The sequence below is a fragment of the Alcaligenes faecalis genome (genome assembly GCF_041521385.1).
Lineage (GTDB): Bacteria > Pseudomonadota > Gammaproteobacteria > Burkholderiales > Burkholderiaceae_B > Alcaligenes > Alcaligenes faecalis_E.
The window spans coordinates 3,906,554-3,924,801 of record NZ_CP168006.1; the positions used below are offsets into that span (position 1 = coordinate 3,906,554).

The following is an 18,248-nucleotide window of genomic DNA, read 5'->3' on the forward strand; positions in this document are numbered from 1 at the left end:
TCCGGTATATGCCGTTTTACGTCTCCATCTTTGCATCATGTTATTTTCCGAATCGTGGCTGCGCCGCTTTGTGAATCCCAAACTGGGAACTGAAGAACTGAGTCATCAATTGACGATGGCTGGCCTGGAGGTTGAAGAAATTCAAGCCGCCGCGCCAGCGTTCGAGAATGTTGTCGTTGGCTTTATTGCCGAGATTGCCCCTCATCCTGACGCTGACCGCCTGCGCGTTTGCCAGGTCGATGATGGCTCGGGCAAGCTGCTGCAGATTGTGTGCGGTGCGCCCAATGCGGCTCAAGGCATCAAGATCCCGGTCGCCCGTGTTGGTGCAGCACTGCCCGGAGGCATGAAAATTGGCCCGGTCAAAATGCGTGGCGTGGAGTCTGCCGGCATGCTGTGCTCGGGTCGCGAGCTGGGCCTGTCGCAAGATCACGATGGTTTGCTGGTGCTGGATGCAGATGCTCCAGTAGGCCAAAGCCTGCGCGAACTGCTGGATCTGGACGACCAGATTATCGAATTGAAATTGACGCCCAACCGTGCGGACTGTCTGTCCGTGTTGGGCGTGGCGCGTGAAGTGGCCGCTCTGACGGGCGAACCACTGACACTGCCAGACTTCACACCTGTTCCTGTCACGATTGAAGATCGCGTTTCCGTTACCGTGAAAGACGCTGATCTGTGCGGCCGTTTTGCTGGCCGTGTGATTCGTGGCGTCAATGCGCGCGCCCAAACCCCGGACTGGATGAAAACCCGTCTGGAGCGTAGTGGCCAGCGTTCGATCTCTGCTTTGGTGGACATCTCCAATTACGTCATGCTGGAGCTGGGCCGTCCTACGCACGTGTTCGATTTGCAGCACGTACAGCCTGGTCTGGAAGTGCGTTGGGCACGGAAAGGCGAACAACTGGAGCTGTTGAGCGGTTTGAACGTCGAGCTGGATACCGATGTGGGTGTGATTGCGGTTAACGATGTACCGCAAAGCATGGCCGGTATCATGGGCGGCGAACACAGTGCCGTCACGCTGGACACGACGGATGTGTATCTGGAAGGCGCTTTCTGGTGGCCAGAAGCCATCATGGGCCGTGCCCGTCGCTACAAGTTTTCTTCCGATGCCAGCCATCGCTTTGAGCGTGGCGTGGACTTCGACTCCATTACTCAGCATCTGGAACGCACCACTGCGCTGATTCTGGAGATCTGCGGTGGTCAAGCGGGCCCTCTGGATGATCAGGTTGTGGCTTTGCCCGAGCGCAAGCCAGTGGCCATGCGTCTGGATCGCTGTCGCCGTGTTCTGGGCATTGCTCTGGATGAAAAACAGGTTGAGAGTATTTTCACCTTGCTGGGCCTGAGCTTCTCGGTCGCTGATGGTGTTTTTACGGTTACTCCTCCCAGCTTCCGTTTCGATCTGACAATCGAAGAAGACCTGATCGAGGAAGTCGCTCGTATTTACGGTTTTGAAAATATTCCTGATCTGCCTCCGGTCGCCGCAGCACAAATGCGTGTGCCAGCCGAATCCTTGCGTGGGCCACACGCCTTGCGCGCTGTGCTGGCCGCCCAGGATTACCAGGAGGTGATCAACTTTTCCTTTGTGCAGGAATCCTGGGAAAAAGAGATTAACGGGCAGGCTGATCCTATCCGTTTGCTGAACCCTATTGCCAGCCAGTTGGCGGTGATGCGTAGCAGCTTGATTCCTGGTCTGCTGGCTAATATCGAACACAATGCCAATCGTCGTCAGTCGCGTGTGCGCGTGTTCGAGTTCGGCCGTGTTTTCATGCGCGACGCTACTCAGGAAAATGGTCCTTTGACTGTGGCCGGTATCCATCAGCCCAACCGCATTGCGGCTGCGGCCTGGGGTTCTGTGGTGACCGAACAGTGGGGGCAGCCTGATCGTCCGGTTGACTTCTTTGACGTCAAGCGCGATCTGGAAACCTTGCTGGGCCAACGTGCTGCTCAAGTTCGTTTCGAGCCTGAAGCTCACCCTGCCTTGCATCCTGGCCGTAGCGCCAGTGTAAAGTTGGATGGTAAAACCATAGGCTGGATTGGTGAAATCCATCCCCAATGGTTGAGCGGGTTTGGCCTGAATCAGGCTCCTGTGGTCTTTGAGGTGGATGTCGATGCCATCTCCCACGACGATGTGGTGCATGCTCAGGAAGTATCCAAGCAGCCTGTGGTGCAACGAGATCTGGCGGTTTGGCTGGATAAAGACGTATCCTATCAAGCTGTGCTGGATACACTGAATCAGGTACGCAGCACGGCAGCACAAGCGGCCATCGTCAAGGATATTCAGTTGTTTGACGTCTGGCGCGACAAGAATGATGCATCGGAAAAGAGTCTGGCGATTCGATTCTGGCTGCAAGACAGTACAAGCACACTGGATGATGAGCGTGTCGAGCAATGCCTGGAGGTATTGTTGGCGGCACTGGTATCCGGGCATGGTGCACGAGCAAGGGCATAAGGGGACACAATGAACGTAGAGCGTACTTTGACCAAGGCGGATTTGGCTGAACTCTTGTTTGAGCGTGTTGGCTTGAATAAACGTGAAGCCAAAGATATTGTGGATACCTTCTTTGCCGAAATCCGCGATTCTTTGGCTGATGGCGTCGAGGTCAAACTGTCCGGCTTTGGCAATTTCCAGGTGCGGGACAAACCCCCGCGTCCAGGTCGTAATCCCAAGACGGGTGAAGTTATTCCTATTTCGGCGCGACGCGTGGTGACGTTCCACGCCAGTCAGAAGCTCAAAAGTGTCGTCGAAGGGGTGCCTGTGGCACCGGAGGATGAGCAGGGCTGAACCCTGGTACGTTTGCGTACAGTTTTGCCTGACTGAACGTGTAAAATCATTCCTATTGTCGATGAGCATCAGTGGCTATGAGCACAAACGAAAAGACGGCGACCTTGCCAGCTATCCCTGCCAAGCGTTATTTCACAATCGGTGAAGTGAGCGAGCTTTGCTTGGTCAAGCCCCATGTCCTGCGCTATTGGGAGCAGGAGTTTACGCAGTTAAAGCCCGTCAAGCGACGCGGTAACCGACGTTATTACCAGCACCATGAGGTGCTGCTGATACGCCGGATTCGTGGTTTGTTGTACGACGAAGGCTTTACGATCAGCGGGGCGCGCAATCGCCTGGGCGATGGCCCGGATATGCCTTTTGATCAGGAAGCTGCTGTGCGCTTGACTGGTCAGGAAATGCAGGCTTTGCGCACCAATTTGGGCCAGATTCAGGCAATGCTGGACCAGGCTTTGGTAATGACGGATCCAGGCTCTACCCAGTAATCCGGGATTGCCCAGCAAGAATGAAGGTCGGCCTTGGGGCCGGCCTTTTTTTATGGGAGAGATCAATAGTGAACTTACGTAGTCAGGCTTTAACGGCATTGTTAGTGCAAGACCCCACTGCCAAGCTGGCAGCGGTAAGGGCGATTGCACATGGCTTGCCCGTAGGGGCAGACGATGATCTGGACGAGCCGGCAGGTGTGCCTGGGCGGCCCGAGGGTTTGCGTTTTGTCAGCCCTCAACAGGTTCCCAAGCGTTCCGTGCGGACTATCCAGGGGCGCGCTGCTTTATTGCATTCCCTGGCTCATATTGAGTTCAATGCCATCAATCTGGCTTTGGATGTGTTGTGGCGTTATCCCGGTTTGCCTGACGCATTCTATGCAGGTTGGTTGCAGGTGGCGGTCGAGGAAGCCTTGCATTTTGAGTTGCTGAGTGACCATTTGCAAACGCTAGGTGTCAGCTATGGGGACTTGCCTGTTCATGACGGCTTGTGGGATATGGCGGAGCGAACGCGCTTTGATCTGTTGGCGCGTCTGGCTTTAGTGCCGCGCACCCTGGAGGCGCGAGGGCTGGATGCCTGCCCTCTGGTACATCGGAAGTTGTTGGATGCCGGGGATGAGAAAGCCGCTGCGATTATCGCTATCATCTTGCGCGATGAAGTTGGGCATGTGGCGTTAGGGAATTACTGGTATCGAAAAGTGTGTCAGGAGCAGGGCCTTCCTGATTTCGATACGTATGGTGAGTTGGCACAACGCTATCGCGCTCCGCGTTTGCGTGGCCCGTTTAATCGTGAAGCCCGCCTGGAGGCGGGCTTCACTGTCGAGGAAATCGATGAGCTGGAACGGCTGGATGCCGCTTTTAAGAATGGGTTGCCGACGCCTTAGCTTCTGTGTTGGTCTTGGGTAGATTGTCCAACTGTCCAAAGCTGACGATGCGGCCAATATAGAGAACCGGCCCTTCTGGAGCGCCGCTATTGGAGCCGCCTTTTGCTTCCAGTGTCATTTCAAAGATCTGCTCGTCCTCCACGGTGCCAATCAAGGTGGCAGGCACCGTGATGGGGCGATTCGGATCTATCAAACCCAAAGAGCGGATTTGTGTGCCGCGTGGGGTGTGTGTCCACAACTGTACCGACTGTGTGGCCTTGACCTCAGTGCTGACCTTGGGCACTAACAAGACATTGCCTTGGGGATCTACCGTTGCAATCCAGGCCGGGGTCGACGATTGGCCGGGGGCTTGCAGGATGGCCGCCTGACGCGGCTCCATCTCAATGACATTGATAGGGGGCTCCGAGTTCATATTCATGAGCAAGGCTATCACCAGCCCCAGAATGATGACCGCTGCCAAGCCACCTAACAAAATCGGCAGGGGCATGGCAAAGCCGCGAGACTTGCGTTCGCCTGCAATGGGTTCGGGTGTGTGGTTCGGCTCTACCGCTACAGATTCAGGCTTGCTTTTAACGGGCTTTGCCGTGTCGACTGCTGTGGGGGCTATGCTCAGCGCCGGGTCGGGGGCGACAGCAGCCGTTTTCGTGCTTGGGTCGGAGTCGGCACGCAGCAGGGTAGGGAAGGGAGGGGTGTGATCGTCTGACTTGCTGTTCGTGTTGGGGTTGGTAGCGGACCAGCGAGGTTCAGTGCGAGTGGCTGATTGCGTTTTAGCCACGTTGTCTGCAGGAGTGCCGGTCTTGATGCTGGGTTCCTGGCGTTCTGGCTTGAGGGCTGGTGCGTCTGCCCTGACGTTGCTGGCGATTTCCGGTTTATCTGCTTCATTAGTAGCGGTGGCCGTGCTGCCAGCCTGACGGCGTGCGGCAGGTGGCGGCAAGCCTAAGGTATGGTGAATGTGAGCCAGGCTAGTGGGGGCGGGCAAGGTTGGGGGCAGGCAATCCACCAGTTCCAGCCAAGCCTGTTCCCATGCTAATGCCAGGCGCGCGGCCTGATCATTTTGCTGCATCAGGGTATGGGCTTGTGCCAGTTCATGTTTGCTAAGTAAGCCTAGGGTGTACTCGCCAATCATCACGGCATGGCGTGGGTCGTTGGCATGGCTTTCATTGATCAAGGCAGTGAGCTGTTGCAAGCCATGTTGAACCAGGGCGCGTAATTGGGCGGGAGAGCGGTTCAATTGAGGGCCTAACTGCTCATAACTATTGCCATGCAGGTAAGCATGGATCATGGCGCGTTGACTGGTGCCATCCAGTTTGCCCATGGCAGGGATGAAACGCTGGCCGGCTTGCGGCTTGATGGCAGGCAGGGCGTTCTGGTGGTCGCCACTTTGCGTGCGCTGACGCAGACGAGCCAGCAGTCTGAAACGCAGAATGCTGTAAATCCAGGCGCGGCCTTCACCCAAATCGGGGTCGTAGCCAGCGGCATTCTTCCACAGCAGGACAAAGCTATCGCGCAGCACCTCTTCGGCATCAATACGCCGGCCCAATACAGCCTGGCCTAAAGCCAGCATCAAGGGCGCTTCCTGGTCGTACAAGACATCCAGCGCCTGGCTGTCCTGTGCGGCTAACTGGTCCAGGGAAGAAGAATACGAAAAAGAAGAAGACGGCATGGATGGATTTTGCACGGTAAAGGGATTCATGAGCCAGATGTCTGGTATCGGGCGCTATGTTCACGATGTCTGCGCCTGTTTCAGACAAGCAGGTATTGTATGCCTTTCGTTAAAGGCTTGAAGGTAACAAAGTGCTGGATTGCCAGCCTTTTATTTGCCGTGGCACGCCGTGAATACCTCATTGTCAGCGTGGGATGCTTGCCAGTTTGCCCCTTTGTTGTCGTTACTGTGGTGTGCAGGCGAATGAGCAGCCCAACAAGCATGCCCACGGCAGGGTTTTGGCTAGGATAGGCAGGGTAAAAGGCTATACTTATTGATTAGGTGCTGCCTGGCTGTTTTGTCGGTTTTTCAGGGGAAAGGCCTATTTTCTTTATTCGCATCAAGGATACAACAGGGGCCTGTCTGCCAGTGGAAAGCGTAGTCTGCTTGTCCTGCCTTGATTTCAGCGTTGTGCTGCAACTTATTTTGAAGCTGTCCGCAGTTCTTCGGCTTTGTGCTGTTGGACACGGACCTATTGAGTGTGCCTCCTCGTCCTGAAGTGCTTGATGGTGTCTCCGGTGGTCTGAGCACCCTGAAATCCTTGTTTCCTTACGTTTGGCGATTCAAGACTCGCGTGGTCTTGGCCTTGTCCTGTCTGCTGCTGGCAAAAGTTGCCACAGTGATGATGCCAATCTACCTGAAGCGGGTGATCGATGCGTTGAGTCTGCCCGCGACTGCGCTGATGCTGCCGGTGGCGGCCTTGTTGGGATATGGGGCTGTGCGTCTGGCGTCCAGTGCTTTCGGTGAAATACGTGATGCCTTGTTTGCGCGAGTCACGCAGGGTTCGGTGCGCCTGATAGCGAATCATGTTTTTCGCCATCTGCTGGATCTGTCCTTGCGTTTTCATACTGAACGCCAGACGGGAGGCTTGAGCCGGGATATTGAACGGGGCACCAAAGGCGTCAGCTTCCTGCTGAATTTCCTGGTCTTCAATATTTTGCCGACCTTGCTGGAAATCGCTCTGGTCTGTGGCATCTTGCTCTGGCGATACGACTGGGCCTTCGCGGCGGTGACCTTGGGGACGATTACTGCCTATATTGTGTTCACCTTGCTGGTGACCGAGCGGCGCATGCGTTATCGACGTGCCATGAACGACTTGGACAGTCGTGCCAATTCTCGCGCCATTGATGCCTTGCTCAATTACGAGACAGTCAAATACTTCGGTAACGAGGATTACGAGATCAATCGCTACGACCAGAATATGGGCCAGTGGGTTCAGGCTGCCGTGCGTAATCAGGTGTCGCTGAACCTGCTCAATATTGGTCAGGCCTCGATTATCAGTGTCGGGGTGACGGCCTTGCTGTTCATGTCGGCGCAAGGTGTGCTGGCCGGGACCATGACCGTGGGGGATGTTGTGCTGGTGTCTGCTTTTCTGACCCAGCTTTATGCGCCTTTGAACTTTTTGGGCTTTGTGTACCGCGAGATCAAGAATTCCCTGGCCGATATGGAGCGCCTGTTTTCCTTGCTGCGTCGCAAGCAAGAGGTGAAGGATGCGCCGAATGCCCAGGTCTTGTCCTGTGAGCAGGCGGGTGTTCGTTTCGAGAACGTCAGCTTTGCCTACGACAGCCGCCGCAAAGTCATCCAGAACCTGAGTTTCGAGATTCCCGCAGGCAAGACCGTCGCGGTTGTGGGCTCGTCGGGCGCAGGTAAGTCCACCTTGTCGCGCCTTTTGTTCCGTTTCTACGATGTGACGGAAGGCCGCATCCTGTTCAATGACCGTGAGCTGCGCGAATGGACGCAGGAGAGCTTGCGCCGTCATATCGGTATCGTTCCCCAGGACACCGTCCTGTTCAACGATACGATTTTGCACAATATTGCCTATGGGCGTCCCGAGGCCAGCAAGGAGAAAATCATTGCAGCGGCGCGTGCCGCCAGTATCCATGACTTTATTGAAAGCCTGCCTGATGGTTATGACACCGTCGTGGGGGAACGCGGTTTGAAGCTGTCTGGGGGCGAAAAACAGCGTGTGGCCATTGCCCGTACCTTGCTGAAAAACCCGCCGGTGCTGATTCTGGACGAAGCCACCAGTGCGCTGGATACGCGCACGGAACGGGCGATTCAGGCGGAGTTGAACGAGATTGCCCGCGACCGCACTACCTTGATCATTGCTCACCGTTTATCCACGATTACGGATGCGGATTTGATTCTGGTTCTGGAGCGCGGACAGATCGTGGAACAGGGCACGCACAGCGAGCTTTTAGCCCTGGATGGCGCCTATGCCCGTATGTGGAATATCCAGCAAAGTCTGGAGGGATAATTTGACCATATAGTACCAAAGCGGTACTATATGCCGATACGACCCATTCAGAGAGAAGGAATGCTGCGAATCAGTAAAATCATTGATTACGGCACTTTGGTGCTGACACACATGGCTGGCGATCCAGACCGTGTGTTCAGTGCGTCTGACTTGGCCGCCATCCTGGGTTTGGGCCAACCAACTGTCAGCAAGGTGCTTAAACTGCTGGGCCAGCACGAGCTGGTCATCAGCAGCAGAGGCGCACGCGGAGGGTATGTGTTGGGCCGCCCCGCCAAACAGATAAGTGTAGCGCAGATTATTGATGCACTGGAAGATCAACCCTTTGGCTTGACTGAATGTGTAGCTACTCCTGGAGCCTGTTCCGTGGAGTCAGATTGCCATATACGCAGTAATTGGCAGCGTATCAACGATATTGTCCGACGCACCCTCGAAGAGGTCAGTGTTGCAGACATGATACGCGTGCCCGTTAACGAATTTCCCCTGACACACAAGCCGGGTCCCGAATTGAAAAACAGAAACAAGGCGAACACCTCCAACGTGGAGTTAACCGAATGAGTACCGTCAACGAACATCTGGACACCTTCCTCGATCGTGATTACGAGGCAGGCTTTGTCACCGACATCGAGTCTGAAACCATACCGAAAGGTCTGAACGAAGACGTCATCCGTTTCCTGTCCGCGAAAAAACGCGAACCGGAGTTCATGCTGGAATGGCGCCTGGCTGCTTACCGCCAGTGGCTGACCATGAAGTACCCCAAGTGGTCGATTGTGGAATATCCACCTATCGACTTCCAGGACATCAGCTACTACTCCGCGCCCAAGAGCAAGGCCGATGGCCCCAAGAGCCTGGACGAAGTGGATCCCGAATTGCTGCGCACCTATGAAAAACTGGGTGTGCCCTTGCACGAGCGCGCTCGTCTGGCCGGTGTGGCGGTGGATGCCGTGTTTGACTCGGTCTCGGTTGCCACCACCTTCCGCAAAGAGCTGGAAGAAGTGGGCGTGATCTTCTGTTCCTTTTCCGAAGCCGTGCGCGAGTACCCGGAGTTGGTACAAAAGTATCTGGGTACGGTTGTCCCTCCCAGCGACAACTTCTACGCTGCACTGAACTCGGCCGTGTTTTCCGATGGTTCTTTTGTGTTCATCCCCAAAGGCGTACGCTGCCCGATGGAGCTGTCCACTTACTTCCGTATCAACGCCCGTGACACCGGCCAGTTCGAGCGCACCTTGATCATCGCGGAAGAGGGCGCTTCGGTCAGCTACCTGGAAGGCTGTACGGCGCCGATGCGCGATGAAAACCAATTGCACGCAGCGGTCGTGGAATTGGTCGCCTTGGACGACGCCAAAATCAAGTACTCCACCGTACAAAACTGGTACCCCGGCGACAAGGACGGCGTAGGCGGTATTTACAACTTCGTCACCAAGCGCGGCGAATGCCGTGGCGCACGTTCGCACATCTCCTGGACGCAGGTTGAAACCGGCTCGGCTATCACCTGGAAATATCCTAGCGTGGTGTTGCGCGGCGACGACTCCCAAGGTGAGTTCTACTCGGTTGCCCTGAGCAACCACCGTCAACAAGCCGATACCGGCACCAAGATGATTCATATGGGACGCAATACCCGCAGCACGATTATCTCCAAGGGGATTTCGGCGGGCCAAGGTATCAATACCTATCGCGGCCTGGTTCGTATTACCCCCAAGGCAGAAAACGCCCGCAATTACACCCAGTGTGATTCGCTGCTGATCGGCAAGCACTGCGCTGCACACACCTTCCCGACGATGGAAGTGCAGAATCCCAGCGCCAGTGTGGAACACGAAGCAACGGCTTCGCGCATTGGCGAGGACCAGCTCTTTTACGCCATGCAGCGCGGCCTGACTGCCGAAGATGCCGTCTCCATGATCGTGAACGGCTTTTGTAAAGAAGTGATTAAAGAATTGCCCATGGAGTTTGCGGTCGAAGCACAGAATTTGCTCGGCGTCAGCTTGGAAGGCAGTGTAGGTTAAGGAGAATAATGAAATGCTGACGATTAAAGATTTGCGCGCTTCGGTTGAAGATAAACCTATCCTTAAAGGCCTGAACCTGGAAATCAAACCCGGTGAAGTCCACGCCATCATGGGCCCGAATGGCTCGGGCAAGAGCACCTTGTCCCAGGTTCTGGCTGGTCGTGAAGACTACACTGTGGAAGGTGGTTCGGTTGATTGGCAGGGTCAAGACCTGCTGGAAATGAAGATTGAAGACCGCGCCCGTTCCGGTCTGTTCCTGGCATTCCAGTACCCCATCGAAATTCCCGGTGTGTCCAACGCCTATTTTCTGCGTGCTTCCGTGAACGCTGTGCGTCGTCATCAGGGCTTGCCTGAGCTGGACGCCATGGACTTCCTCAAGCGCGTGAAAGAGGAAATGAAGATTGTGGGAATGCGTGAAGAGTTTCTGTACCGCTCCGTGAACGAAGGCTTCTCTGGCGGCGAAAAGAAACGCAATGAAGTCCTGCAAATGAGCCTGCTGGAACCGAAGTTGGCCATTCTGGACGAAACCGACTCCGGTCTGGATATTGATGCGTTGCGCGTGGTTGCTGACGGCGTGAACCGTCTGCGTTCCCCCGAGCGTTCCTTGCTGGTGATCACTCACTACCAACGTCTGCTGGACTACATCGTGCCTGACTTTGTGCATGTGTTGGCCGGTGGCCAGATCATTCGTTCCGGTGGCCGTGAATTGGCTCTGGAACTGGAAGAGCGCGGCTACGGTTGGGTGCTGGAACAAGCTGCCGCCGAACAAAAAGCCAAGGGAGCTGCGGTATGAGTCTGCCGGATTGGGTCAACAGCTTTGCCGCTCAGGCTGCACAAGCACCTGGAGCCGGCCTGCCATGGCTAAGCGCCGTGCGTCAGCGCGCGCTGGATCGTTTCGCACAGGAAGGCTGGCCAACGACGCGTATTGAAGCCTGGCATCACACCTCTTTGGCTTTGCTGGAGCAGCAACGTTTTGCGCCTCAGAAATCGGCTTCGGCTGCGGAACTGGTGGCCTCGGTGCGCCAACAGGAAGACGGCTACTTCCTGGTCTTTGTGGACGGTCACTACGATGCGGCTTTGTCGCACCTGAATGAATTGCCAGCGGGCGTACGCTTGGCCTCGCTCAGTGCCTGTCTGGAACAGGATGCAGACTGGTTGCAACAGGCTTACGGGGATGAGTCCCGGGGCGCTTCGACTGCTGCCTTGAACCTGGCTTTGGCTCAGGATGGTGCTGCCTTGCATATTGCTGCTGGCAAGCACCTGGAACAGCCTGTTCATTTGGTTTTTGTACGCACGCAAGGCGGCAGTGCCAGCTTCACGCGTAATCTGATTTCCTTGGAGTCCGGTGCCAGTGCGACTGTGGTGGAACATTATCTGGGCCAGGACGGGGCTGACGCTTCCTTGAGCAGCGTAGTGACTCGCCTGAACGTCTCCTCTGATGCCAACCTGACGCACATGAAACTGCAGCAGGAAGCGGTGCAAGACTTCCACCTGGCTGCCATTGATGTGCAGCAAGGGCGTGGTTCGGTGTTTAATTCGCACTCTTTGTCGTTCGGTGCTCGTATTGCCCGTAACGATATTGCTACCGTCTTTAACGGCGAACGCTGCGAAACCCTGTTCAATGGTTTGTACTTTGTAGACGGTCGCCGTCACGTAGACCACAACACCATCATTGATCATGCTCAGCCGAATTGCCAAAGCCGTGAGTTCTATCGCGGTATTCTGGCCGACACGGCCCGAGGTGTGTTCTGCGGTCGTGTCCTGGTAGGCAAGGGTGCTGACGGTACGGACTCGGTACAGCGTTCGGATAGCTTGCTTTTGTCCAAGATGGCCCGTGCAGATTCCCGCCCCGAGCTGGAAATTTATGCCGATGACGTCAAGTGCGCCCATGGAGCCACTGTGGGGCAGTTGGATGCAGATAGCTTGTTCTACCTGCGTTCGCGTGGCATGACCATGGAAGATGCACGCAATATGCTGATCTACGCATTTGCCGCTCAGTCCTTGGAACGTATCGCTTCCGAGAGCCTGCGTAGCCGTGCCACAGTTGGTATCAATGCTTTGTTGCCTGGCGGTCTTGCCCTTGGAGAGCTTGCATGAATGCGCCTATGCCCGTAACTGCTGCTGGTTTGCTGAATCACCGCGAGGATTTTCCTATCCTGGCTCGTCCCATTCGGGGCCAACGTCTGTCCTATCTGGACAACGGTGCGACGACGCAAAAGCCGCGCTCGGTCATTGAGGCTGAAGCGCGATTCTATGAGCAGTCCAATGCCAACATCCACCGTGGTGTGCATTGGTTGTCTCAGCATGCTACTGAGCTGTACGATCAGGCCAGAAGTACAGTGCGGGCATTTCTGAATGCCGCGCGCGACGAAGAAATTGTGTTTACGCGTGGCACCACAGAATCCATCAACCTGGTGGCCTATAGCTGGGGCATGGACAACCTGAAAGCAGGCGATGAAATCTTGCTGACAGGCCTGGAGCATCACTCCAATATTGTGCCTTGGCAACTGGTGGCTCAACGCACAGGCGCCGTCATCCGCGTAGTGCCTGTGCTGGATAATGGTGAGCTGGACCAGGAAGCGTTCAAGCAACTGCTTAACGAGAAAACCCGTTTGCTGGGTTTGGTGCATGTCTCCAATGCCTTGGGTACGATCAACCCTGTTGCTGAAATGACCCGTCAGGCACATGCTGTCGGTGCCAAAGTGCTGGTCGATGGTGCTCAATCCGTTCCCCACGGTGTGGTGGACGTACAAGCTCTGGATGCGGATTTTTACACGTTTTCGGCCCATAAACTGTACGGTCCTACCGGCATGGGCGCCTTGTACGTGCGCTACGAGATTCTGGACAGCATGTCGCCCTGGATGGGCGGCGGTGACATGATCACCACCGTCAGTTTCGAGAAAAGTAATTACGCGCCTGTGCCACAGCGCTTTGAGGCGGGTACGCCCAATATCGCTGGTGCCATTACCATGGCTGCCGCTATCGACTATCTGATGGATATCGGTATGCAGCGCATAGCGGATCATGAGGCCTTGTTGCTGGACTATGCAACACAAGCCTTGCTGGCCATGCCAGGTATTCGCATTATCGGTACGGCTGCACACAAGGCAGGCATTGTGTCCTTCCTGGTCGATGGCATTCACCCGCATGACCTGGGCACCATTCTGGACATGGACGGCGTAGCCGTGCGTGCCGGTCACCACTGTGCCATGCCCTTGATGACGCGCTTTGGCATTCCCGGTACGGCTCGTGCCTCCTTTGCCTTGTACAACGATTACGCTGATATTGACGCTTTGCTGGGCAGCCTGCGCAAAGCTCAAAAACTATTTGGAGTTGGCTAAATGAGCCAGGATTTCGACGGGCTGCGCGAGCTCTACCAAGAGGTCATTTTTGACCACAACCGTAGCCCGCGTAACTTTGAAGTAATAGAAAATGCCAGCCATTTTGCCAATGGCCATAATCCGCTGTGCGGGGATCAACTGGCTGTGTATGCCGTGGTTGAAGATGGCATTGTGCAGAAAGTCAGTTTTGTGGGGCATGGCTGCGCGATTTCCAAAGCCTCGGCATCTCTGATGACCGAAGCGGTGAAGGGCCTGAGTCTGGCCGAGTTTGAGTCTCTCTTTCAAGATATGCATGCCATGCTGACAGAGGCCCATCCCGATCGAGATCTGGGCAAGCTGGAAGTGTTATCGGGCGTGCGTGAATTTCCCGCACGGGTTAAATGTGCCACGCTGGCCTGGCATACCCTGCATAACGCCATCAATCAGGCCAAAGAAACCGCGCAAACCGAATAAAGGCGCAAACAAGCCATGAGCTACTTTGAACGACATGATGTGCTGGTCAGCCGGGATTGCCCGGCTGTCAGTATCCCTTACGGTGCTCCCGTTACGATCGAAGCGGGTTGTACAGCAACGATTACCCAGAAGCTGGGTGGCAGCTATACCGTGATGGTAGAGGGCAACCTGTACCGGATTGAAGGTGTCGATGCCGATGCGCTGGGGTTTGAGTCCCAGGATAAGCCCGAGGTTTTTGTACCTGAGCTGCCCCTGAGCGAAAAAACCATTGAAGACGCCGCCTGGATTGTGTTGGCTAGCGTTTATGATCCAGAGATTCCGGTTGATATTGTTAATCTGGGCTTGGTGTACGCCTGTCACGTAAACCAGACTGGGCCAGACACGTTTTCCATTACCATGGACATGACGCTGACAGCTCCGGGTTGCGGTATGGGCACCATGATCGCTGATGAAGCCCGCTATAAGCTGGAGACCATCCAAGGTGTGGAAAAGGCGGTGGTGGATTTGGTTTGGGACCCGCCATGGAGCCGGGAACGGATGAGTGAATCAGCCCGTTTGCAACTGGGCATGTTGTAATCCTGAAAAAGCCTGCGATTAGCAGGCTTTTTCGATAGGGGTGTTGGGCATCCCTAGCCTGGCCCCTTTGGAGACCGCGTGATAGACGGCCTCGTTGCGGTTGTGTACGTTCATTCGCATATACAGGGTTTCGGCATGCGCCTTGGCCGTAGCCGACGAAATATTCAATTGCCGGGCCACGCCCTTGATGGTCATGCCGCGCGCCAATAGCACCAGCACCTCGTACTGGCGCGGCGTCAGGCCCAACAACCGTGCTTCGTCAAGATGCTCAGTTTCTGGATTGGCGGGCGGCCAGCGTACGGGTTCGTAGGAAGTAATCAGATTGTCGGGCTGCGCCGGAAAAGGCGAGGGACTCGATGGCTTCGTTATAGACGTGGCCATTGTCGTCGTTGGACGCTGGGGCACAGGCGATGGAAAACAGGAGCCACCGGCCAATACCAGATTGATGGAAGCCGCCATCAACTCCGGTGTGGCGGTCTTGAGCAAATGCCCCATGACGCCGGCAGGCATGTCCTGAAGTGCAGGCAACTCGTAGTAGGATTCGGCCATCAAGAGTACGGCGCTGGGTTGCAGACTGCGGTGTGCATCAGCCAGCAGCTTCAGACAGGCCTCGGCGGATGGTACTGACAAGAGTAGCAGCTCACAACGCCGTGTCTGCAGACCTGTTTCCATTGACTCGTAATCCATGCTGAGCAGCTCCGCACTGGGCAGGGTGTCTGCCAGCAGCCGTACGATACCCAACCTGAATAAGGTGTGTGGTTCCATGACGATAATTGTTGTCATTTTATGTCTCCCTAGCAGCGTCTATAGGCTCTATGTCATTACGTTGAATAAGCCTTTTGTTGGATTGCTTGTGTCATTGTTCTTGGTCGTTATGGGTGTTTTCGTTTCTGTATCGCGGTTGCGCAGCCTAATTATCAGGTGACGAACCATATTCAGGGCTGACGAATTATGTGAAATTGTTAATGATTGTTTGGATTTGTTTAAACTTGATTATTTAAACGCCAAACTGTGCCAAAAAGCTCGGATTAGGTATCTGGAAAGCTTTATAAACTGGGGTTACTCCTACGCTCCATAACCCTTAAATCTTTTTCATATCAATGGCTTGGGTGTTGTCAGCGGCGACTACTATATAACATACCGCCGCTGACAGGTAGCTTAAATAAGCCGGTTAATGTTGGTTGACATACGCATTGTTGAAATTACCCGTTTGGGTAACGGTGCTGTTGTGGTTCAGGCCGCTTTGCACCACTTGGGCGCGGTTGCCCCAACCGTTCTGCATAACCGACGAGTCCAGGTTGAAACCGACCTGGGTGACCACGGCCTTGTTGTAGCCGCCACCCTGGCTGATGTAGGAGTCGTTGCCGATACCTGCTTGGGAGTTGTAGGCGTCGTTGCCCAGGCCGCTTTGGATGATGTTGCTGTCGTTGCTGTAGCCCGTCTGTTCCGTAACGGCTTTGTTATGCGAGCCGCTCTGGACAATACTGGCGTGCAGGCGATCTGAATTGCCCCACCACGTGCCGGTTTGGCTGATGGTGGCATCATTTTTGTGGCCACCACCCTGGACGACGGAGGCGTTCGAGTTGGAGACATTCCACTGATCGATCACGCCTTTGTCGTACTTGCCGCTGTCGGTGATGCTGGCAGTTGAGCCCGTACTTTTGTATTGATTGATATACGCATCTCCTTTGTACCCCGATTGGGTAATGAAGGCGTTGACATTGCTGCTGTTGTTCTGTTCGATGACCGAGTCGTTGCGCGCGCCGCTGTCGTTGATGACAGCCAGTGCGTCACGGGTTCGGTATTGATTGACATAGGCGTCGCCCATTTGCCCCGTTTGGTTTACCCAGGCTTGGTCACCGGTACTGCGGACTTGTTCCACAACTGCTTGATTGTCCGAGCGTACTTGCTTGATGCCGATTTGTGATCCGTTTGCCTGCCATTGGCTGGCAAAGGCGTCGTTGCGATTGCGCGACTGCGTGATGGTGATCGTGGCGTTGCCGCCGCTGCGACTTTGTTCCACTACAGCCTTGTTGTCGTTGCCGTTGATGACCTTCACGGTGGTGCGAACCGTACCGTTATCCCACTGATTGATGTAATCGTCGTTACGGTCTCCCTTCACGTCGATGGTCGCGTTGGCGTTGATGTTGTGGCTTTGAAGAACGACGCCTTTGTTGAAGCTGCCGGTCTGCGTTACGGTGGCGTTGTCAGCCAGCGCCAGTGTGGGCAGTGCCAGCGCGGTGCCCAGGGCCATAGCTAATGTGGACAGTTTGCCGTTCATATACTTCTCCTCAGTGCATGTCGAAGACCGTTGTTTGGAAAAAGAGCGGTGGCCGGTCTTCTCGGAACCACCGCGCTGTCTGCTCGTGTTCAACTGCCGGTGACCGGAGCGGTTTGCACCGCATTGCTTGTGGCTTCATTGGGCTGCATGGTCCCGGGATCGGCTGCAGAGGCCTGGGTGCGCAGGCTCCGGTAGGTTTCGTTTTGTTTGAGGTAGTTCTGCACGATGGGGTTGTTACGGTCGGCCTCGTTTTTCAACCTCCATTGGCCTTCCTTCATGCCTTGCACGATCAGATGCACCACCGCCGATTCAATGGCTTCTTTGACCGAGAGCTGGGCCGGTTCGTTGTTGGTTACGCCGGCCTCGATTTCCAGCAGGTCTTTGAAGTTCACGAACTTGTAGACGCTGGGCCGAACTTCGTAGGAAAAGATGGTCTTGGTGGTGGACACGCTTTGCAAAATGTTGCCGGTGCGTACATCGATGGCGCGCAGGTTGACGGTGACTTGGTCGACCCGATACTGGGTAGACAGGCCGACGCCCAGAAAGCGTGCGCCCGCGCCGCCTGTGCGCACATTGCTTTCATAGGAGATGATGCCTCCATCCATCATGATTTCGGCCGGGGCCAGCGGCGGGATGTTGATAGAGGTGCGCTGGCCGTTTTCCTGTGATCCGTCCAGGGCGCGCACGATACGCCGCTCGGTCAGCAGTTCCTGCAGGCTTTCGCGCTCGACCGGAGTGAACCAGCGCGAGTCACGCAAGGCTTTGACCAGCAGGGCGGCGGCTCCCTGGGTGACGGAGGTGGAAAAGGAGCTGTCCGGATTGGGCTTGTATTGGCCGGTCTGGTCACGAAACCCGTAGACGGCCACGGTCAGGCGCTGGGCGGGCGCAGGCAGCTCCAGCAGATCGTGCGTGGCTGGCGAGGGAGGCGTCAGATAGGCAGAGCTTTTGACATCGGCCGGGGTGGAGGGCATGGCGCAGGCGGCCAGGGTCGAGGTCAGGGCCAGCACGCTTAGCAGGCGCGTTGGGCGCGCGTTCAGGATGGTCAATGTGCTCGTCATGGTTGAATCACCCGGAAAGTAGTGGAGGCGCCGGTGATCCGGTCCGTGGTGGTGATCGTCAGTGCTCCGCCGCCGATATCGACGACGCTGACAGTAAAGCTGCCAGTCTCGAACGTGCCGGGTACAAATTTGCCGTTACTGTCCACAAACTGCGAGGACGCGGCCGAGGCCAGACGGCTGAGTACCGAGCGTTCCAACTGATCGTTGAAGTCCTGAAAGGGTGTGCGCTGCTCAAAGGACGAGCCCAGGTCTTCGGCGTCGGGGTCTGTGTGCTTGTTGGTGACCTGGGCCGAGTTCAGCAGCCATTGCCCATTGAGCGGGCTGCCGCCGAAGTTCGGATTGACGGGGGTATAGATCAGTTCGGTCGCATGGACGGGGGCAAATAGCGCACCGGTCAGCAGAGCGGAGGCAAGGGGCAGGAAAGTCTTCACGTTATGTCTC

17 protein-coding genes are annotated in these 18,248 nt (G+C 55.7%); 12 read left to right on the forward strand and 5 right to left on the reverse strand.

Features of this window, described 5'->3' with window-relative positions:
- The first annotated feature begins 37 nt into the window (after nucleotides 1-37).
- From pheT to ACDI13_RS17085, 4 genes are all read left to right on the forward strand, one after another.
- Complete coding sequence (pheT, locus tag ACDI13_RS17070) at nucleotides 38-2,443, forward strand: phenylalanine--tRNA ligase subunit beta (protein ID WP_316990036.1); 2,406 nt, start codon at nucleotides 38-40, stop codon at nucleotides 2,441-2,443.
- A 9-nt stretch (nucleotides 2,444-2,452) separates the two neighbouring features.
- Entirely contained in the window at nucleotides 2,453-2,776 is a 324-nt protein-coding gene (locus ACDI13_RS17075) for an integration host factor subunit alpha (RefSeq protein ID WP_316990037.1), read from the forward strand.
- A 77-nt stretch (nucleotides 2,777-2,853) separates the two neighbouring features.
- A complete protein-coding gene (locus ACDI13_RS17080; protein WP_316990038.1) occupies nucleotides 2,854-3,258 on the forward strand; it encodes a MerR family transcriptional regulator in 405 nt (134 codons plus the stop codon).
- A gap of 20 nt (nucleotides 3,259-3,278) precedes the next feature.
- Complete coding sequence (locus tag ACDI13_RS17085) at nucleotides 3,279-4,139, forward strand: ferritin-like domain-containing protein (RefSeq protein WP_316990039.1); 861 nt, start codon at nucleotides 3,279-3,281, stop codon at nucleotides 4,137-4,139.
- Here the strand turns inward: ACDI13_RS17085 and ACDI13_RS17090 are convergent.
- Nucleotides 4,114-5,802: an anti-sigma factor domain-containing protein gene (locus ACDI13_RS17090; protein WP_372372530.1), complete on the reverse strand. Its 1,689-nt coding sequence runs from the start codon at nucleotides 5,800-5,802 to the stop codon at nucleotides 4,114-4,116. The two genes, ACDI13_RS17085 and ACDI13_RS17090, sit on opposite strands and share 26 nt — an antisense overlap.
- 514 nt (nucleotides 5,803-6,316) lie before the next feature.
- On the opposite strand from ACDI13_RS17090, the gene ACDI13_RS17095 reads away from it, so the two are divergent.
- Genes ACDI13_RS17095 through sufT form a run of 8 tightly spaced genes read left to right on the forward strand, consistent with a single transcriptional unit; the run spans nucleotide 6,317 to nucleotide 14,468 of the window.
- Nucleotides 6,317-8,098 carry an ABC transporter ATP-binding protein/permease gene (locus ACDI13_RS17095; protein WP_316990041.1) on the forward strand — a complete coding sequence of 594 codons (1,782 nt, stop codon included), beginning with the start codon at nucleotides 6,317-6,319 and terminating at the stop codon, nucleotides 8,096-8,098.
- Between the two features lie 60 nt (nucleotides 8,099-8,158).
- Complete coding sequence (locus ACDI13_RS17100) at nucleotides 8,159-8,653, forward strand: SUF system Fe-S cluster assembly regulator (protein ID WP_003800349.1); 495 nt, start codon at nucleotides 8,159-8,161, stop codon at nucleotides 8,651-8,653.
- A complete protein-coding gene (sufB, locus tag ACDI13_RS17105) occupies nucleotides 8,650-10,098 on the forward strand; it encodes a Fe-S cluster assembly protein SufB (protein ID WP_316990042.1) in 1,449 nt (482 codons plus the stop codon). The genes ACDI13_RS17100 and sufB overlap by 4 nt, the downstream gene beginning before the upstream one ends.
- A 13-nt stretch (nucleotides 10,099-10,111) precedes the next feature.
- Nucleotides 10,112-10,891, forward strand: coding sequence for a Fe-S cluster assembly ATPase SufC (gene sufC, locus ACDI13_RS17110; protein ID WP_316990043.1), 780 nt, complete (start codon nucleotides 10,112-10,114; stop codon nucleotides 10,889-10,891).
- Nucleotides 10,888-12,195, forward strand: coding sequence for a Fe-S cluster assembly protein SufD (sufD, locus tag ACDI13_RS17115; RefSeq protein ID WP_316990044.1), 1,308 nt, complete (start codon nucleotides 10,888-10,890; stop codon nucleotides 12,193-12,195). The genes sufC and sufD overlap by 4 nt, the downstream gene beginning before the upstream one ends.
- Nucleotides 12,192-13,439, forward strand: coding sequence for a cysteine desulfurase (locus ACDI13_RS17120; protein WP_316990045.1), 1,248 nt, complete (start codon nucleotides 12,192-12,194; stop codon nucleotides 13,437-13,439). Before sufD ends, ACDI13_RS17120 begins: the two co-directional genes overlap by 4 nt.
- Nucleotides 13,440-13,892, forward strand: a complete 453-nt coding sequence (gene sufU / locus ACDI13_RS17125; protein ID WP_316990046.1) for a Fe-S cluster assembly sulfur transfer protein SufU — start codon at nucleotides 13,440-13,442, stop codon at nucleotides 13,890-13,892. It begins immediately after the preceding gene.
- 15 nt (nucleotides 13,893-13,907) lie between these two features.
- Entirely contained in the window at nucleotides 13,908-14,468 is a 561-nt protein-coding gene (gene sufT, locus ACDI13_RS17130) for a putative Fe-S cluster assembly protein SufT (RefSeq protein WP_316990047.1), read from the forward strand.
- Between the two features lie 18 nt (nucleotides 14,469-14,486).
- Here the strand turns inward: sufT and ACDI13_RS17135 are convergent, their stop codons facing one another.
- The 4 genes from ACDI13_RS17135 to ACDI13_RS17150 form a co-directional block, all read right to left on the reverse strand.
- Entirely contained in the window at nucleotides 14,487-15,251 is a 765-nt protein-coding gene (locus ACDI13_RS17135) for a response regulator transcription factor (RefSeq protein ID WP_316990048.1), read from the reverse strand.
- Nucleotides 15,252-15,639: 388 nt separating this feature from the next.
- On the reverse strand, nucleotides 15,640-16,749 hold the full coding sequence (locus tag ACDI13_RS17140; RefSeq protein ID WP_316990049.1) for a curlin-associated protein: 1,110 nt from the start codon (nucleotides 16,747-16,749) through the stop codon (nucleotides 15,640-15,642).
- An 89-nt stretch (nucleotides 16,750-16,838) separates the two neighbouring features.
- Nucleotides 16,839-17,807, reverse strand: a complete 969-nt coding sequence (locus ACDI13_RS17145; RefSeq protein ID WP_316990050.1) for a CsgG/HfaB family protein — start codon at nucleotides 17,805-17,807, stop codon at nucleotides 16,839-16,841.
- The gene (locus ACDI13_RS17150; RefSeq protein WP_316990051.1) at nucleotides 17,804-18,238 is read right to left on the reverse strand and encodes a curli assembly protein CsgF; all 435 of its coding nucleotides are present in this window, start codon (nucleotides 18,236-18,238) and stop codon (nucleotides 17,804-17,806) included. Before ACDI13_RS17150 ends, ACDI13_RS17145 begins: the two co-directional genes overlap by 4 nt.
- Nucleotides 18,239-18,248 lie beyond the last annotated feature (10 nt).

Bases quoted from the DNA above. Each gene is read 5' to 3' on its own strand.
- pheT (WP_316990036.1), top strand. From the start codon at position 38: ATGTTATTTTCCGAATCGTGGCTGCGCCGCTTTGTGAATCCCAAACTG.
- ACDI13_RS17075 (WP_316990037.1), top strand. From the start codon at position 2,453: ATGAACGTAGAGCGTACTTTGACCAAGGCGGATTTGGCTGAACTCTTG.
- ACDI13_RS17080 (WP_316990038.1), top strand. From the start codon at position 2,854: ATGAGCACAAACGAAAAGACGGCGACCTTGCCAGCTATCCCTGCCAAG.
- ACDI13_RS17085 (WP_316990039.1), top strand. From the start codon at position 3,279: ATGAAGGTCGGCCTTGGGGCCGGCCTTTTTTTATGGGAGAGATCAATA.
- ACDI13_RS17090 (WP_372372530.1), bottom strand. From the start codon at position 5,802: ATGCCGTCTTCTTCTTTTTCGTATTCTTCTTCCCTGGACCAGTTAGCC.
- ACDI13_RS17100 (WP_003800349.1), top strand. From the start codon at position 8,159: ATGCTGCGAATCAGTAAAATCATTGATTACGGCACTTTGGTGCTGACA.
- sufB (WP_316990042.1), top strand. From the start codon at position 8,650: ATGAGTACCGTCAACGAACATCTGGACACCTTCCTCGATCGTGATTAC.
- sufC (WP_316990043.1), top strand. From the start codon at position 10,112: ATGCTGACGATTAAAGATTTGCGCGCTTCGGTTGAAGATAAACCTATC.
- sufD (WP_316990044.1), top strand. From the start codon at position 10,888: ATGAGTCTGCCGGATTGGGTCAACAGCTTTGCCGCTCAGGCTGCACAA.
- ACDI13_RS17120 (WP_316990045.1), top strand. From the start codon at position 12,192: ATGAATGCGCCTATGCCCGTAACTGCTGCTGGTTTGCTGAATCACCGC.
- sufU (WP_316990046.1), top strand. From the start codon at position 13,440: ATGAGCCAGGATTTCGACGGGCTGCGCGAGCTCTACCAAGAGGTCATT.
- sufT (WP_316990047.1), top strand. From the start codon at position 13,908: ATGAGCTACTTTGAACGACATGATGTGCTGGTCAGCCGGGATTGCCCG.
- ACDI13_RS17135 (WP_316990048.1), bottom strand. From the start codon at position 15,251: ATGACAACAATTATCGTCATGGAACCACACACCTTATTCAGGTTGGGT.
- ACDI13_RS17140 (WP_316990049.1), bottom strand. From the start codon at position 16,749: ATGAACGGCAAACTGTCCACATTAGCTATGGCCCTGGGCACCGCGCTG.
- ACDI13_RS17145 (WP_316990050.1), bottom strand. From the start codon at position 17,807: ATGACGAGCACATTGACCATCCTGAACGCGCGCCCAACGCGCCTGCTA.